The organism is Sphingomonas degradans (assembly GCF_053502645.1).
The window spans coordinates 3,049,957-3,065,029 of record NZ_CP177172.1; the positions used below are offsets into that span (position 1 = coordinate 3,049,957).

Sequence of the window (15,073 nt, forward strand, 5' to 3'; positions counted from 1 at the left end):
GACTTAGCGCTCGCGGGCGCTGAGGTTCATCGCGATCGAGATCCGCTCGCCGGTGCCGCGATAGGGCCGCACCCCGTGGCGGACCCAGGCGGGGAACAGCACCAGGTCGCCGCGCTTGGGCGCGATCCGGTGCTCCACCTGCTGCGGCTGGCCGTCGGGGCCGAGCACGCGAAAGCCGGGAAAGGTCATCAGCGGCAGCGGGAAGCGCGGGTCCTCGAAATAGAGTTCGCCGCCCGCATCCGCCTCGCCCGTCTCAATATAATAGACCGCCGCCCACAGCACGCCGGGATGCGCGTGGCTCATGTTGAGCGCGCCGGGGGGCGAGACATTGGCCCACATTCGCACGCTCCATTCGACGCTGGCCGGGTCGCGCGCGTCGAAATAGGACATGCGCTTCGCCATGCGCAGCGCCGTGTCCGCGAGCTGTGCCGCAGCCGCGCCGCCCCAGTCGAGCATGTCGGTCCGCGAGTGCCAGCCGCCGACGTTCGATCGCTCGATCCCGCCGTCCTGCGCCATCTTCGCGCGGATCGCCGCCTCCAGCGCCGCCGTCATCGCCTCCCCGCCCGAGACCTGGCCATGGAGCACCATCGTCTCGAACAGCGGCAATTGCTCGGCGCGGACGCGGAGCTTCTCCTCGTCGGCCATCAGAGCAGCGCCTGGGCGAACCGATCCGGGGCAAAGCCGACCAGCAGCCCGCCGGGATATTCGACCACCGGGCGCTTGATCATCGAAGGCTGGGCCAGCATCAGCGCCGTCGCCTTCTCCGCGTCGATCCCCTGCTTGTCGGCGTCGGGCAGCTTGCGGAACGTGGTCCCGGAGCGATTGAGCAGCGGCTCCCACCCCACCAGCGCGATCCACCGCGCAATGCGCGCGGCGTCGATGCCCTGTTTCTTATAGTCGTGAAATGCGTAGGCGACGCCGTTCTGGTCCAGCCAGGTCCGCGCCTTCTTCACCGTGTCGCAATTTGGGATGCCATAGAGAGTCAACGCCACGTGCTTGTCCTTCGGGGTTCGCGAAACGGCGGAGCCATAGCGTGCGGCGGCGTGAAATGCAGCCGCTGCTTACGCGCTCAGGAACCGCCCGAGCGTCACCACCGGCTGCCGTTCGAGCCCCAGCGCGGTGTAGAAGCCGATCGCGGCGTCATTGCCTTCGCGGACCATGAGTTGCAGCTTGGGCGCTCCCTCGGCGCGCAGCCAGTCTTCCGCCGCCGCCATCAACGCGCGGCCGAGGCCCGCGCGGCGGCGGTCGGGGTGGACGGCGACATAATAGACCCAGCCGCGATGCCCGTCGAAGCCTACCATCACGCTGCCGTCGATCCCCGCCTCGCCGCGCGCGACCAGCACGGTCGAGCGCGGGCCCCGCAAGGCGAGCGCGAAATCGGCGGCGGGGTCGTTCCACGGTCGAGTCAGCCCGCACGCCTCCCACAGCGCGATGACGGCGCCCGCGTCGTGCGGGGTGGCGGGAGCGATGGGGGTCAGATGCGTGGTCATGCCGCCGCGATACCGCGTGGCGCGCGCGAACGATAGACGATCCGCCGCCTCAGCGCGCGGCGGTGCGCCCGCTCTTGGGTACCAGGATCAGCGTGCGTCCCTCGACGCGCCAAGATTCCAGCTGCGACAGGAAGTTCATGCCGAGCACGTCGAAATCGCCCAGCGCGGGCGAGATCACGACCTTCAGGTTGCGCGCCTCGATCGCGCCGACGCCCAGCCGCGCGACGCGCCCGGTCTGGGCCGGGACCGTGCCGTTGGCGGTGCGCATCAGGATCGGCACAAGGCCGGCGCCGGGCTCCACCCCCGCCGCCTTCGCGGTGCGTTCGGACAGCGCAGTGATGGTCGCGCCGCTGTCCACCAGCATCCGCCGCTCGACGCCGTTCAGCGTCACCCGCGCCCAGAAATGCCCGTCGCGCGCCATGCGGATGCGCACTTCGTCGCCCGACATCTGTTGGTCGTCCAGCCCCAGCCGGGCGGGAATGCCCGCCAGATTGGGATCGAACGGCGCCTGCTGCAGCAGCACGAACACGCACACCGCCAGCAGCGCGAACGAGAACAGCGCGCGCAGGATGCGGCCGATAAAGGGTATCCTGAAGATCAGGATCAGCAGCAACGCGGCGCCCACGGCATATAGCGCCATTTGCTGCCATTCGGGGTTGGTGGTGATCGACATGGCGCCTTTGTCCGGGGTTTGCGGTCCCCGATCAACCGCAGGCGACGGCTTTCGATCCTGCGCGGCGCAAATCCCTTACCGCACCGGCACCGGCCCCAGATAGCTGGCGGGCAGCGGCACGGTGCGCACCACCAGCTTTTGCAGCACCAGATTGTCGTCGATCCGCCAGATCTTCACGCGATGCCGCCCCTGCGCCAGCGGGCCCAGCTCTGCGGTCAGGACATGAACATTGTCGCGCACGGCCTGCGCCCAGGCCTTCTGGTCGCGCGTCGCCTCCGGTCCCGGCGTCGGCTCCAGCGTCGAGGACAGCATCGTGACCGGGCCATCGTCGATCGACACCCCCACGCGGATGCCGCCACGCCCCGCCGTGTCGAGCGTCGGCGCGAGGAACAGATCAATCGCGCCGGGCCCTGCCCGGTCGAGCGTCACGGCATATTCCAGCTGCACGCCATCCGCAGGCGTGGTGGAGGCTGCGCCCTGGGGCAGCGCCAGCACCGCGCCCTTGGTGCGGCCGAGATGCGGGATCACGGTCCAGGCCAGCCCCTTCCCGCCCTGTGCGCGCGTGAAATCCGGCGCCTCGATCGCGACAACCCCCGGCACTGCGGCTGCCCGCCCGGCGACCGGCGCGGGGGTGGCCGGCGCGGTGCCCGCGACGCGCGTGACCGCCGGCATCACATCCTCCTTCGGATCGGACCAGCTGACATAGCCGAAATGGGTCTGGGCCATCATCCCGTCCCATTTGCCGCCGTTGATGCTGTGGTAGCGCTGGGTCAGCGCCTTGTCGGCGGCGAAGCGCGCCTCGGCCGCGTCGGCAAAGCCATTGGCGCGCGGGTCGCCCGCCGCCGCCAGCCGCTTGTTCCATGCCACCGCATAATAGAGCTGGTACAGGTTCGAGACCGCCAGGATCGGATGCTCGACCAGCTGGAAATAGGCGTCGCGCTGCTCGGGGCGCAGCGTCTTGCCCACTGCCAGCGCGCGGCGTTCCAGCGCCTGCCACTCCGCGACGATCCGCCCGAACTCGCCGCCGTCGAGCGTCGCGCCGACCGGCCCCAGCGCGAAGCTGTCGGCATCGACCAGCTCGGGCTTACGCCGCGCGGCATATTGCGCGTAGGTGGTGACGAGTTCGCCGATCGCCCCCGCCTGCGCCGCACCGAAGTTCCGCCGTGCCCATTCCACCGGATAGGCCGCCAGCGCCGCCGGCGTCATCGCCTCCGGATTCCACGCCATCTTGAGGAAGAAATCGAGCGGATACTCCATCGGCTTCAGATCGCCGACATTGACCACCCACAGCGCGCGGGCGCCCCGGCGATAGGCCAGGTCCATCTGTTGCCAGGTCTTTTCGATCTGGTTGGTGTTGAGCCATTTGTAGCTGCGCGGCCCGCCGACATAGTCGAAATGGTAATAGACGCCGTACCCGCCCGCGCGCGGCGCGGCATCGGCGCGCGGCAGGCGGCGGATCTGGCCCCAATTGTCGTCCGAAAACAGCAGCGTGACGTCGTCCGGCACGGTCATGCCGTGGTCGTAATAATCCTGCACTTCCTTGTAGAGCGCCCAGACCTGCGGCGTCTGTTCCGCCGGGGCGCCGGTCACGTCGGCGATGATCCTGCGCTGCTCGGCGACGATGCCTTGCAGCAGCGCGGTGGCCGTGCCCTCCGCCATCGGCTCGTCGCCATCGCCGCGCATCCCCACGGTGACCAGGCTGTCATAACGGCGGCCCCCGCCCTTCGACATCATCCGCTCGATCCCGCCGCGCCAGAAGCCGCGCAGGTTGACCGCGTTCTTCCGGTAATCCCACGCCCCGCCCGCATAGGGGCTTTGCTTCAGATGCCATTCCTTCTGCGCGCGCATCATCGGTTCGTGGTGCGACGTGCCCATCACCACGCCCATTTCGTCGGCCAGCGTCATGTTGCGCGGATCATCGACGTTGAACGCCTTGCCCCACATCGCCGGCCACAGATAATTGGCCTTCATCCGCAGGCCGAGTTCAAAGACGTGCGCGTACATCGCCGCGTTGACGCCACCGAAGTGCTTCTCCGCCCAGCCCTTCAGCGCCGGGTCCTCGTCATTGAGGAAGAAGCCGCGATAATGGACCTTGGGCGCGTCGGTACGGCTGCCCGCCGTCACATACACGCTGGCGCGGCGCACGACCGGCACGTCGGCGAACCAGTGCCAGGGCGACACGCCCATCTTTTCCGACAGGTCATAGGTGCCGAACACCGCGCCCCGGCGATCCGCGCCGACGATCACCAGCGCGCGGTCGATGCCCGGCGCCGGGCGATCGACCACCACCTGGCGGAATGCTTCCCAATGGCCCGTCAGGTCGTCCACGCGCAGCTTGCCCGCACGGACCAGGCCGTCGATGATCGGGCTCTGCCCCGCAACGCCGATGATGACCAGCGGCCCATGTGCGCCGTCGACCGTGCCGGCGAGCGAGGCCCGCGTGCCGCCGACGCGCTCCAGATCCTGCGCAAAGCCTTCTGCCGCGTGGCGCACCGCCGGATCGGCCTGCGCATCCAAAACCAAGGTGGCCGGCACCCCGCCCCGGATCAGCGCCAGCGCGCCGCGACTGTCCTTCGCGCAGATCGACACCGCGCCCTCGCACGCCCATGCCGCGCCCGACCATAGCAGCGCCGTTGCCGCTGCCCCTGCGATTCCAAAGCGGTGCATGCTCGAAGCTCCTTTGTCGGTCATTGCAGGGTGATCGCCGTGGTCGCCGCCGGCAGCCCCGCCGCCTCGACCCGCAGCGTCACCGTGCCGCGCGCACCGGCCACACCGCGCACGATCGCCAGCGCGCGCCCGTTGAACAGTTTGCGCGTGGTAGAGGGAAAGCGCGTGAAGTCGGTCGGATCGCCATTGTCCGTGGCGACGATCTCGCCCGGCCCCTGGATCGAGACGGTGACGGGCCGGTTCTCGGTCGGGACGGGGTTCCCTCGGGCGTCGCGCAAGTCGATGCTGACGAACGACAGGTCCTTGCCATCGCCCCGAATCGTCGCGCGATCGGGCATTGCGGCGATCGCGGTTGCCGCGCCCACAGTACGCACCGTCTCCTCCGCCCAGGGCTTGCCGTCCTTGTACGCCACCACGCGGATCTCTCCCGGCGCGTATTTCACGTAATCCCAGCGGAACCGGTACTGGTACGGCGCGCGCTTCTGCCGCCCCTGCGACACGCCGTTGACGAACAGCTCCGCCTCATCGCCCGAGGTGAAGGCGTGCACCGGCGTGAACGCCCCCTCGCGCCCCGGCCAGTTCCAGTGCGGCAGGATGTGGACAAAGCGCGCATCGGGGCGCCAGCGTGCCTTGTACAGCCAATAGCGGTCCTTCGGGAAACCAGCGAGATCGACGATCCCGAAATAGGAACTGCGCGCTTCGTAAAAGGGCGCGGGCTCGCCCAGATAGTCGAAGCCGGTCCACACGAACTCGCCCGCGACATAGGGGTTCTGATCCTGCGCGGCCCAGGTGCGATCGGCCGACCCGCCGAAATCCGCGGCGAACAGCTCGTATGCGCTCACCTGGCGCCGGTCCCAGTCGGCGCCCGCGCCGGGGCGCACCGGGTTGCTGACGCCGCCCGGCACCGGGAACTGATAGTCGCCCCGGCTGCTATAGGCCGCCGCGCTTTCCGAGCTGAGGATGATCTTGTCGGGGAATTTCTGGCGGAAGGCGGCATAGGTCGGCGCGCGCGTGCGGACGCCGGCGCCCTGGTAATTGAGCGCGATCGCGTCGAAGGCGGCGGCGAAAGGCGAGTCCGGCGTGGCGGTGTTCATCGAGCCCACGACCGGGCGCTGGCTATCCTCCTGGTGCGCGATCGCGACCAGCTTGCGAGCGATCGCGGCGCCGGCCTCGCCGGTCCATTGCTCGCCGACTTCGTTGCCGACGCTCCACAGGGTGACCGAGGGATGGTTGTAGTCGCGCCGCATCATCGCGCGCAGGTCCTGCTCGTGCCAGTCGTCGAAGATCAGGTGGAAATCGAGCGGAGTCTTGCGCCGCGCCCACACGTCGAACACTTCGTCCATGACCAGGAAGCCCATCCGGTCGGTCATGTCGAGCAGCTCGGGGGCGGGCGGATTGTGCGCCATGCGGATCGCGTTGACGCCCATGTCGGCGAGGATGTCGAGTTGACGCTGCGCCGCGCGTTCGTTGAACGCGGCGCCCAGCGCGCCCAGGTCGTGATGCTGGTTCACGCCGTTGAGCAGGATGCGCTCGCCGTTGACGATCACTCCGCGCGCCGGATCGAACGACAGCGCGCGCACGCCGAACCGCGTCTCGACCGTGTCGATCACGCGCCCGTCACGCCGCAGCTGGGTCACCGCGACATAGCGGTTCGGCGTCTGGGTCGGCGGCGGGCCCCACAGGCGCGGCTTGGCGATCGTCGCCGATACCGTGACGGTGGTCTGGCCTTCGGGCGCCACCGTGACGCCGGTGGGCGCGAACCGGGCGACGGCGCGGCCCAGCCGCTTGTCGCTGGCATCGATTGCGTAGATCTCGGTGGTGGCGGTCACCGCCGCCGCCCCCTTGGCCAGGTTCTCGACCGTCAGCGCCAGTTCGACCCGCGCCGATTCCGCCGACACTTCGGGCGTGGTGATCCTGGTCCCCCACTGCGCGACATGGACCGGATCGGTCTTGGTCAGCCAGACGTTGCGATAGATGCCGCCGCCCGGATACCAGCGCGACGATTCCATCGGATTGTCGAGCCGGATCGCCAGCTGGTTGACGCCCCCCGGCACCAGATAGGGAGTCAGGTCCACCCGCCAGCTGTTATAGCCATAGGGCCAGCCGCCGACGAGATGGCCGTTCAGCCACACCACGGCATAGGATTGGGCGCCATCGATATCGAGGAACACCGATTTGCCGCGATCGGCGGCGGGGATGTCGAGCTTGCGGCGATACCAACCGATGCCCCAGCTGGGCAGCCGCCCCATCCCGCCATAGGGGCCCTTGTCGAGAAACGCCTCGGTGATCGCCCAGTCATGGGGCAGCGTGACGCGCTGCCACTTGCTGTCGTCCAGCGTGGCGGAGACATAGGCGAGATCCGCCCCCGGATCGCCTGCCGGGCGGCGATAGCGCTTGGCCGCGTCGCGGATGAGATTGTTGCCGGTGGGCATGATGTATGGCTTGAGTGGGCCGTCGCGCGTGGCGGCCTTGGCGTCCTCCATCGTGCCTGCATCGAAATCGGCGCCGTCGGGGCGTAGCTTGACCTCGGGGCGGATCTGATAGCGCAGATCGACCTGGGTGCCGGGCGCATCGCCGCGCTGGAAACGCCAGCCGTCGTTGATCGACAGCCGCTCGCGCTGGGCCGAGGCGGGCGCCGCCAGCGTCACGCCCGCCGCCGCAAGCGCCAACAGCAGCGCACGCACCGCACCGCCCCTGTTCCGCAATGTCGCAAACCGAATCAAGCCACCCTCCCGCTCCCTCGCGCGCCTGCGTCTTGCACTGATGCGGCTGCGCGGTTTCGGGGCCTTCATGGCCCAATTCGAGAGGATTGGTCAAATAGTCAGACAATTTTGACCCGCAATTCGCCGCGGACTCCCGTACGCGACGCCGCCATCGGGGGAAGCTGGGGCCCGCAAAGCGCCGCCGGGCCCGCGCACGCCCCAAGCAAAAAAGCCCGCATCGCTGCGGGCTTTTTCATGGCGTCAGGCCGCCAGGCGGGAAATCATTCCCACTCGATCGTGCCGGGCGGCTTGCTGGTATAGTCGTAGGTCACGCGATTGATGCCGCGCACCTCGTTGACGAGGCGGGTCGCCACCCGCGGCAGGAAGTCGCCGGGGAACTGGAACGCGACGGCGGTCATCCCGTCGGTGGACGTCACTGCGCGAAGGGCGAGTACGCTGTCATAGGTGCGGCCGTCGCCCATCACGCCGACGCTGCGCACGGGCAACAGCACCGCAAATGCCTGCCAGATCGTGTCGTACAGCCCGGCGGCGCGGATTTCCTCGAGGTAGATCGCATCCGCCTTGCGCAGGATGTCGCAGCGTTCCTTGGTCACTTCGCCGGGGATGCGGATCGCAAGGCCGGGTCCGGGGAACGGGTGGCGGCCGACGAACGCCTCGGGCAGCCCCAGCTCGCGGCCCAGCGCCCGGACCTCATCCTTGAACAGCTCGCGCAGCGGCTCGACCAGCTTCATGTTCATCCGCTCGGGCAGGCCGCCGACATTGTGGTGGCTCTTGATCGTCACCGAGGGGCCGCCGGTGAAGCTGACGCTTTCGATCACGTCGGGATAGAGCGTGCCCTGTGCGAGGAACTCGGCGCCGCCGATCTTCTTCGCTTCCGCCTCGAACAGATCGATGAACGCGCCGCCGATGAACTTGCGCTTCTTTTCGGGATCGGTGACCCCGGCCAGTCCCTCCAGGAACATCGCCTCGGCGTTCACATGGACCAGCGGGATATTGTAGCTGTTGCGGAACAGGCTGACGACCTGATCGGCCTCGCCTGCCCGCATCAGGCCGTGATCGACGAACACGCAGGTCAGCTGGTCGCCGATCGCCTCATGGATCAGCACCGCCGCCACCGCGCTGTCGACGCCGCCCGACAGGCCACAGATCACGCGGCCCGTGCCCACCTGCTTGCGGATCTCGGCGATCTTGGCGGCGCGGAATTCGGCCATCGTCCATTCGCCGTGCAGCCCGCAGACATGGCGCACGAAATTGGCGAGCAGCTTCGCGCCATCGGGGGTGTGGACGACTTCGGGGTGGAACTGCATCGCGTAGTAGCGGCGCTCGTCATTGGCGATCACCGCATAGGGCGCACCGGGGCTGGCCGCGACGGCGCGGAAGCCGGGGGCGAGCCGGGTGACCTTGTCGCCATGGCTCATCCACACCTGATGGCTTTCGCCCGGTGCCCACAGCCCGTCGAACAGTGCGCAGCTCTCGCCGACTTCGATGAACGCGCTGCCGAACTCGCCGCTGTCGCCCAGCGTCACTTCGCCGCCCAGCTGGTGCATCATCACCTGTTCGCCGTAGCAGATGCCGAGCACCGGCAGGCCGGAATCGAAAATCTCCTGCGGCACGCGGGGGCTGCCGTCGTCCAGCACGGACGCGGGCGAGCCGGAGAGGATCACGCCCCGGGGCTTGATCCGCGCAAACGCCTCTGCGGCAGTCGTGAAGGGGGCGATCTCACTATAGACGCCCGCTTCGCGGACACGGCGGGCGATGAGCTGGGTCACCTGGCTGCCGAAGTCGATAATGAGGATGGATTCGTTGTGCTCAGCCGTCATGGCCGGGCGATAGATAGGTCGCCCGGCTCTGTAAAGATCATGCGTCCGGCCCAAGCTCCGCGATCGCGATCACGGGCTCCCTGCCCGCCTTGAGCGCACAGCGGAACGGGAAGCTGCGCCGCGCGGTGTCGCTATAGCTGCTGGCGAGTTCGAGCATCCCCTTCACCACCCAGCTGCGACCGTTCCAGCGATATTCGCTGATCGACGTGACGCGGGCGAGGCGCGCGTAATTCTGCCCCTCGACCTCGGCGGCGGAGGCGCAGCGGTCCTGCGCCGCCTCCTCGTCGTACAACCCGTCATATTCGGCGGCGCCCGGCGCGGGGATGTCGGCGACGGGCGAGCCGGGGGCATAGGCGGGGACGGCGGCGGGATCGACGGGCGGAGCCTGATAATCCTCGTGATACGCCGCCTCGCGCGCGCGGCGCTTGTTCTCGCCCGCCGTCAGCGCCACCAGCCCGCCGACCAGCAGCGCCCCGACCAGCAGCCCGCCGACGCCATCGTCCTTGTCGCCGCGATGATGCCCGTGCCCGTGATGGCCCCGGTCGCCCCGGCCGCGATCCTGCCGCGACTGCGCCTGTACCGGCACCGCCATCGCCAGCACCGCCACCGATGCGAGCGCGCACCCAAGCTTCCCAAACCGCATACCCCACCCCTTCCATTACTATCGTGGAACGAGTTTTACGGCGCCTTGTCTGTCACGGGGCTTAACGGGACTGTCAGCGGGCTTTAACCTCCAGCCCGGTCCACTGCGCGGCAAAGGCCCAGAGGTCGGCGGCTTCTTCGATCACCTTGTCGGTCGGCTTGCCCGAACCGTGGCCGGCGCGCGTCTCGATCCGCACCAGATGCGGCTTGTCGCCGATGGCCGCTGCTTGGATCGCCGCAACATATTTGAAGGTGTGCCCCGGCACCACGCGATCGTCGGTGTCCGCCGTGCTCGCCAGGATCGCCGGATAGGCCACGCCCGAGCGGACATTGTGATAGGGCGAATAGCCGCGCAGCCGCTTGAAATCGGCTTCCTTCGCGGGCACGCCATAATCGTCCACCCAATAGCGCCCGGCGGTCCAGCGATCGAAGCGCAGCATGTCCATCACGCCCACCGCCGGCAGCGCCGCCGCGAAAAGATCGGGCCGCTGGTTCACCACCGCGCCGATCAGCAGCCCGCCATTGGAGCCGCCCTGGATCGCCAGCTGCCCCTTGCCGGTAATGCCCTGCGCGATCAGATACTCGCCCGCCGCGATGAAATCGTCGAAGCTGTTCTGCTTGTTCGCAAGCCGCCCGCCATCGTGCCACGCCTTCCCATATTCACCACCGCCGCGCAGATTCGCGACCGCCAGCACCCCGCCCTGCTCGATCCACGCCAGTCGCGAGCCCGAGAAGCCGGGGGTGAGCGAAATGCCGAACCCGCCATAGCCATAGAGCAAAGTCGGTGCCGGGCCGGTCACGCCCTTCTTGCGCACCACGAACATCGGCACGCGCGTGCCGTCCTTCGACGCATAGAAGCGCTGCTCGACCACGAACGCCGCCGGATCGAACAACAGCTTGGGCTTGGCCCAGGGCAAAACTTGCCCCGTGGCGACGTTGTAGCGATAGATCGTCGTCGGTTCGTTGAAGCTGGTATAGGCGAAGAACGTCTCGGGATCGTCGGCCTCGCCGCCAAAGCCCGATGCGGTGCCGATGCCGGGCAACGGCAGCGCGCCCAGCGGCGTGCCATCCAGCGCGAAGCGGCGGATTTCGGTGCGGGCATCTACCAGATAGCTGGCGATCAGCGTGCCGCCGATGATCGCCGCGCCTTCCAGCGTCGCCGCGTCCTCCGCCACGAGCGCTTGGGGCTGCGGGTTGGCGGCGGAAACGTCCATCGTGACGATCCGCCCGCGCGGCGCGCCCTTGTTGGTCGTCCAGTAGAATTTGGTGCCTTCGTTGCCCGCCAGGCTCCAGCTGTTCTCCAGCCCCGCGATCAGCGTGCGCGGCGTCGCCTTGGGATCGCGCAGGTCGACCAGCGTGATCTGGTAGCGATCATCGGTGCCCTCGCTGGTGGTGATGACCAGCCAGCGGCCATCGTCGGTGACCTGCGGATAATGGCTGCGCTTCGGCGTGTCGGGCGTCTCATAGACAAGGCGGTCGGCGCTGTCGGGGGTGCCGAGCGTGTGGAAATAGATCCGGTGATTCTCGTTCAGCGCCTGGAACTTCGCGTCCGCCGCAACATCGGGATAGCGGGCGTAGAAGAAACCGCTGCCGTCCTTTGCCCAGACCGCGCTCAGCGTAAATTTCATGCCATGCACCGTGTCGGGCAGGTCCTTGCCCGTGGCTACGTCGAGCACGCGCGCAGTGCGCCAGTCGGTGCCGCCATCCTGGATCGCGTAGAGCAGGTATTTGCCATCCTCCGACGGCGCCCATTCGGACAGCGCCGTCGCGCCATCCTGCGACCAGCCATTGGGATCGATCAGCACGCGGCCCGGCCCGTCCAGCGTATCGCGGACGAACAGCACCGCCTGATTCTGGAGCCCCGAATTGTGCATGTAGAAGAAGCGGCCGCCCTTTTTCTGGGGCACGCCGAAGCGCTCATAGTCGAACAGCTGCTTGATCCGCGCGCGGAACACGTCGCGGCCGGGCAGCGTCGCCAGATAGGCGTCGGTCACCTTGTTCTCCGCCGCGACCCAGGCCGCGACTTCCGCATCGTTGCGGACGTCGTTTTCCAGCCAACGATAGGGATCGGCGACCTTCTCTCCGAAATGCTCCTCGACGACATCGACACGGCGGGTTTCGGGGTAGGCGAACTTGGTCATGGGGCGCGGGGTATCCGTCTGGGTTTGAGCGAATGCCGAAGTGGCGAGCAGCAGGGGCAGGATCAAGGCGTGACGCATTGTAAGGCGGGGCTCCAGTTGGCCGCCCAGCCTAGGGAGTGCATCGCCGCCGCGCAAAACGAAAAGGGCGGCCGCACCGGAGTGCGACCGCCCTTTTGATGTCCCGAAGGACGAGTCCGATCAGGCTGCGTCGGCGAAATCGTCGTCGCTGTAGACCGGGCCCGAATCCTGGCCCTTGGCCGAAACGTCACGGTCGACGAACTCGATGATCGCCATCGGCGAGGCGTCCGACTTGCGGATGCCAGCCTTGATGATGCGGGTATAGCCGCCGTTGCGGTCGGCGTAGCGCGCGGCCAGAACGTCGAACAGCTTCACCAGCTGCGCATCGTCGAGCAGGCGGGCGTGCGCCAGACGACGGTTGGACAGGCCACCCTTCTTCGCCAGCGTGATGAGCTTCTCGACGTAAGGACGCAGTTCCTTCGCCTTGGCGACCGTGGTGGTGATCTGCTCGTGCTTGATGAGCGCGGCGCTCATGTTGCGGAACAGGGCCAGACGATGGGCCGAGGTACGCTGCAGCTTACGGCCGCCTACGCGATGACGCATGATATCTTCCTTCGTTCGTTAAGGGGCCGTTCGACGGAACCCCAGACCAGGCAGCGCTTCGGGTGGCTGCTCAAAAACCAAATCACGATGTCGTGAGATCGGGGTCAAAAGCCTAAAACCGTTACCGCGTCAAGAGCCGATGGATGACCGGCGCGCAGCAAAATATCTTCTCAACTCGCACAGATCCGCGAAGACCATCAGGACCACGCACAGACCGAGCACAATCTGGAAAAGCACCGTCACCACAAAACCCAGCGGATTCGCCGTCCAGCCAATGGCAGGCAGCGATGACAGAACCGGAGAAATCTGCCCCGTCATCAGCGCCGCCACAATGGACCAACCCAGTGCAAGCGCTCCGGGCACCAACATTCCGAGCAGAAAGACCCGCGCCCACATATCCGATCTGCGCGTCGCAACCGTCGAGCGTCGCCTCCGCTCCCATCGGGAGACCATGGCCCCCACAGTTCCGATCGCCAATATGAACGCAACTATTTCGAATAGCCCTCTCGGTGAGACTGGGGCGCCGACGATCCAGCGATACATCGCGACGACCGCAAGGACGATTCCGATCGCAACACCGCGAAAAATGACTCTGGAAGCGGATAGGCCCATTTTCGGAGCCGTGCCATATCAAGGCCGCGCATCGCAACAGACCGCGCGCCCTCCGGCCACAAAAAAGGGCCCCGCATTGCTGCGGAGCCCCCCTTTGTCTTTCGCGAAGATCCTGGGCTCAGCCCATGATTTCCTGCTCGAGCTTCTTTGCCATCTCTTCGATGTTCTCGGGCGGCCAGCCCGGGATTTCCATGCCGAGGCGCAGCCCCATCGACGAGAGGACTTCCTTGATCTCGTTGAGCGACTTGCGGCCGAAGTTCGGCGTGCGCAGCATCTCGGCTTCGGTCTTCTGGACCAGATCGCCGATATAGATGATGTTGTCGTTCTTGAGGCAGTTGGCCGAACGCACCGACAGCTCCAGCTCGTCGACCTTCTTGAGAAGGTAACGGTTGATCTGCGCGGTATCGCCCACGGCGCCGCCTTCCGACGGAGCCGCCGGAGCGGCCATGCCGACCGGTGCCGAACGCGTCAGCGCGCTGTCGTCGAAGTGGACGAACAGAGCCAGCTGGTCCTGGAGGATGCGCGCGGCATAGGCCACGGCGTCTTCCGGGGTGATCGTGCCATCGGTCTCGATCGACAGCGTGAGCTTGTCGTAATCGAGTTCCTGGCCGACGCGGGTGTTCTCGACCTTGTACGACACCTGGCGGACCGGGCTGTACAGTGCGTCGACCGGGATCAGGCCGATCGGCGCATCGGCCGGACGGTTCGCGGCGGCGGGGACATAGCCCTTACCCACGTCGGCGGTCAGCTCCATGTTGAGCGTCGCGCCATCGTCGAGGTGGCACAGTACCAGATCGGGGTTCATCACTTCGATGTCGCCCGACACGGCGATGTCGCCGGCCTTGACTTCAGCCGGGCCGGTTGCCGAAAGCTGAAGCCGCTTCGGGCCTTCGCCCTGCATGCGGATCGCAATCTGCTTCACGTTCAGGACGATGTCGGTCACATCCTCGCGCACGCCGGCGAGCGAGGAAAATTCGTGGAGGACGTTCTCGATCTTGATCGAGGTCACGGCCGCACCCTGGAGCGACGAGAGCAGCACGCGGCGCAGCGCGTTGCCGAGCGTCAGGCCGAAACCGCGCTCGAGCGGCTCCGCTACGAAGGTCGACTTGCGCTTGGGATCGCCGCCGGGCTTCTTCTCGAGGCCATTGGGCTTCTTGAGTTCCTGCCAATTCTTAGCGTTGACGGACACGGGCTTCCCCTGAGTTGGGCAGGAGGGGGGCTATCCTGCCGATATAGCCATCCCGGCGCGCCCCTGCTCTCACAGGGACGCCACCGGGACGATAGATAAAATCAGACGCGACGACGCTTGGACGGGCGCACGCCGTTGTGGGGAATCGAGGTCACGTCGCGGATCGACGTGATCTGGAACCCGACGGCCTGCAGCGCGCGGAGCGCCGATTCACGACCCGAACCCGGACCCTTGACCTCGACCTCGAGCGTGCGGACGCCGTGCTCGGCAGCCTTGCGGCCCGCGTCTTCGGCGGCGACCTGGGCCGCATACGGGGTCGACTTGCGCGAGCCCTTGAAGCCCATCATGCCGGCCGAGGACCACGAGATCGCGTTGCCCTGGGCATCGGTGATCGTGATCATGGTGTTGTTGAAGCTGGCGTTCACATGGGCGACGCCTGCGGTGATGTTCTTGCGTTCGCGACGGCGAAGGCGCTGCGGTTCACGTGCCATATCT

Annotated in this window: 13 protein-coding genes; all 13 read right to left on the minus strand. The window is 67.3% G+C overall.

The window, feature by feature from the left end; translation table 11 throughout:
• Positions 1-3: 3 nt before the first annotated feature.
• Positions 4-645 carry a 2OG-Fe(II) oxygenase family protein gene (locus ACG3SL_RS13900; protein WP_448661763.1) on the minus strand — a complete coding sequence of 214 codons (642 nt, stop codon included), beginning with the start codon at positions 643-645 and terminating at the stop codon, positions 4-6.
• Positions 645-992 carry an ArsC family reductase gene (locus tag ACG3SL_RS13905; RefSeq protein ID WP_448661764.1) on the minus strand — a complete coding sequence of 116 codons (348 nt, stop codon included), beginning with the start codon at positions 990-992 and terminating at the stop codon, positions 645-647. Before ACG3SL_RS13905 ends, ACG3SL_RS13900 begins: the two co-directional genes overlap by 1 nt.
• A gap of 69 nt (positions 993-1,061) precedes the next feature.
• Positions 1,062-1,490 (minus strand): GNAT family acetyltransferase, encoded by a 429-nt coding sequence (locus tag ACG3SL_RS13910; RefSeq protein WP_448661765.1) that lies wholly within the window; start codon positions 1,488-1,490, stop codon positions 1,062-1,064.
• Between the two features lie 49 nt (positions 1,491-1,539).
• On the minus strand, positions 1,540-2,163 hold the full coding sequence (locus tag ACG3SL_RS13915; RefSeq protein ID WP_448661766.1) for a retropepsin-like aspartic protease family protein: 624 nt from the start codon (positions 2,161-2,163) through the stop codon (positions 1,540-1,542).
• 75 nt (positions 2,164-2,238) lie between these two features.
• Positions 2,239-4,830, minus strand: coding sequence for a glycosyl hydrolase 115 family protein (locus ACG3SL_RS13920; RefSeq protein WP_448661767.1), 2,592 nt, complete (start codon positions 4,828-4,830; stop codon positions 2,239-2,241).
• 20 nt (positions 4,831-4,850) lie between these two features.
• Positions 4,851-7,514 carry a beta-galactosidase GalB gene (galB, locus tag ACG3SL_RS13925; protein ID WP_448661768.1) on the minus strand — a complete coding sequence of 888 codons (2,664 nt, stop codon included), beginning with the start codon at positions 7,512-7,514 and terminating at the stop codon, positions 4,851-4,853.
• A gap of 299 nt (positions 7,515-7,813) precedes the next feature.
• Positions 7,814-9,373, minus strand: coding sequence for a glutamine-hydrolyzing GMP synthase (gene guaA, locus ACG3SL_RS13930; RefSeq protein WP_448661769.1), 1,560 nt, complete (start codon positions 9,371-9,373; stop codon positions 7,814-7,816).
• Positions 9,374-9,410: 37 nt separating this feature from the next.
• Positions 9,411-10,016, minus strand: coding sequence for a hypothetical protein (locus ACG3SL_RS13935; protein WP_448661770.1), 606 nt, complete (start codon positions 10,014-10,016; stop codon positions 9,411-9,413).
• Between the two features lie 73 nt (positions 10,017-10,089).
• The gene (locus tag ACG3SL_RS13940; RefSeq protein WP_448661771.1) at positions 10,090-12,234 is read right to left on the minus strand and encodes a prolyl oligopeptidase family serine peptidase; all 2,145 of its coding nucleotides are present in this window, start codon (positions 12,232-12,234) and stop codon (positions 10,090-10,092) included.
• Positions 12,235-12,354: 120 nt separating this feature from the next.
• Positions 12,355-12,777 carry a 50S ribosomal protein L17 gene (rplQ, locus tag ACG3SL_RS13945; protein WP_448661772.1) on the minus strand — a complete coding sequence of 141 codons (423 nt, stop codon included), beginning with the start codon at positions 12,775-12,777 and terminating at the stop codon, positions 12,355-12,357.
• 129 nt (positions 12,778-12,906) lie between these two features.
• Positions 12,907-13,173: a hypothetical protein gene (locus tag ACG3SL_RS13950; RefSeq protein ID WP_448661773.1), complete on the minus strand. Its 267-nt coding sequence runs from the start codon at positions 13,171-13,173 to the stop codon at positions 12,907-12,909.
• A 334-nt stretch (positions 13,174-13,507) separates the two neighbouring features.
• A complete protein-coding gene (locus ACG3SL_RS13955) occupies positions 13,508-14,578 on the minus strand; it encodes a DNA-directed RNA polymerase subunit alpha (RefSeq protein ID WP_448661774.1) in 1,071 nt (356 codons plus the stop codon).
• Between the two features lie 101 nt (positions 14,579-14,679).
• On the minus strand, positions 14,680-15,069 hold the full coding sequence (gene rpsK, locus ACG3SL_RS13960; RefSeq protein ID WP_066583941.1) for a 30S ribosomal protein S11: 390 nt from the start codon (positions 15,067-15,069) through the stop codon (positions 14,680-14,682).
• Positions 15,070-15,073 lie beyond the last annotated feature (4 nt).

Excerpts from the sequence above, each read along its gene's own strand:
- ACG3SL_RS13900 (WP_448661763.1), bottom strand. The coding sequence starts at position 645 with ATGGCCGACGAGGAGAAGCTCCGCGTCCGCGCCGAGCAATTGCCGCTG.
- ACG3SL_RS13910 (WP_448661765.1), bottom strand. The coding sequence starts at position 1,490 with ATGACCACGCATCTGACCCCCATCGCTCCCGCCACCCCGCACGACGCG.
- ACG3SL_RS13915 (WP_448661766.1), bottom strand. The coding sequence starts at position 2,163 with ATGTCGATCACCACCAACCCCGAATGGCAGCAAATGGCGCTATATGCC.
- ACG3SL_RS13920 (WP_448661767.1), bottom strand. The coding sequence starts at position 4,830 with ATGCACCGCTTTGGAATCGCAGGGGCAGCGGCAACGGCGCTGCTATGG.
- guaA (WP_448661769.1), bottom strand. The coding sequence starts at position 9,373 with ATGACGGCTGAGCACAACGAATCCATCCTCATTATCGACTTCGGCAGC.
- ACG3SL_RS13935 (WP_448661770.1), bottom strand. The coding sequence starts at position 10,016 with ATGCGGTTTGGGAAGCTTGGGTGCGCGCTCGCATCGGTGGCGGTGCTG.
- ACG3SL_RS13940 (WP_448661771.1), bottom strand. The coding sequence starts at position 12,234 with ATGCGTCACGCCTTGATCCTGCCCCTGCTGCTCGCCACTTCGGCATTC.
- rplQ (WP_448661772.1), bottom strand. The coding sequence starts at position 12,777 with ATGCGTCATCGCGTAGGCGGCCGTAAGCTGCAGCGTACCTCGGCCCAT.
- ACG3SL_RS13950 (WP_448661773.1), bottom strand. The coding sequence starts at position 13,173 with ATGTGGGCGCGGGTCTTTCTGCTCGGAATGTTGGTGCCCGGAGCGCTT.
- rpsK (WP_066583941.1), bottom strand. The coding sequence starts at position 15,069 with ATGGCACGTGAACCGCAGCGCCTTCGCCGTCGCGAACGCAAGAACATC.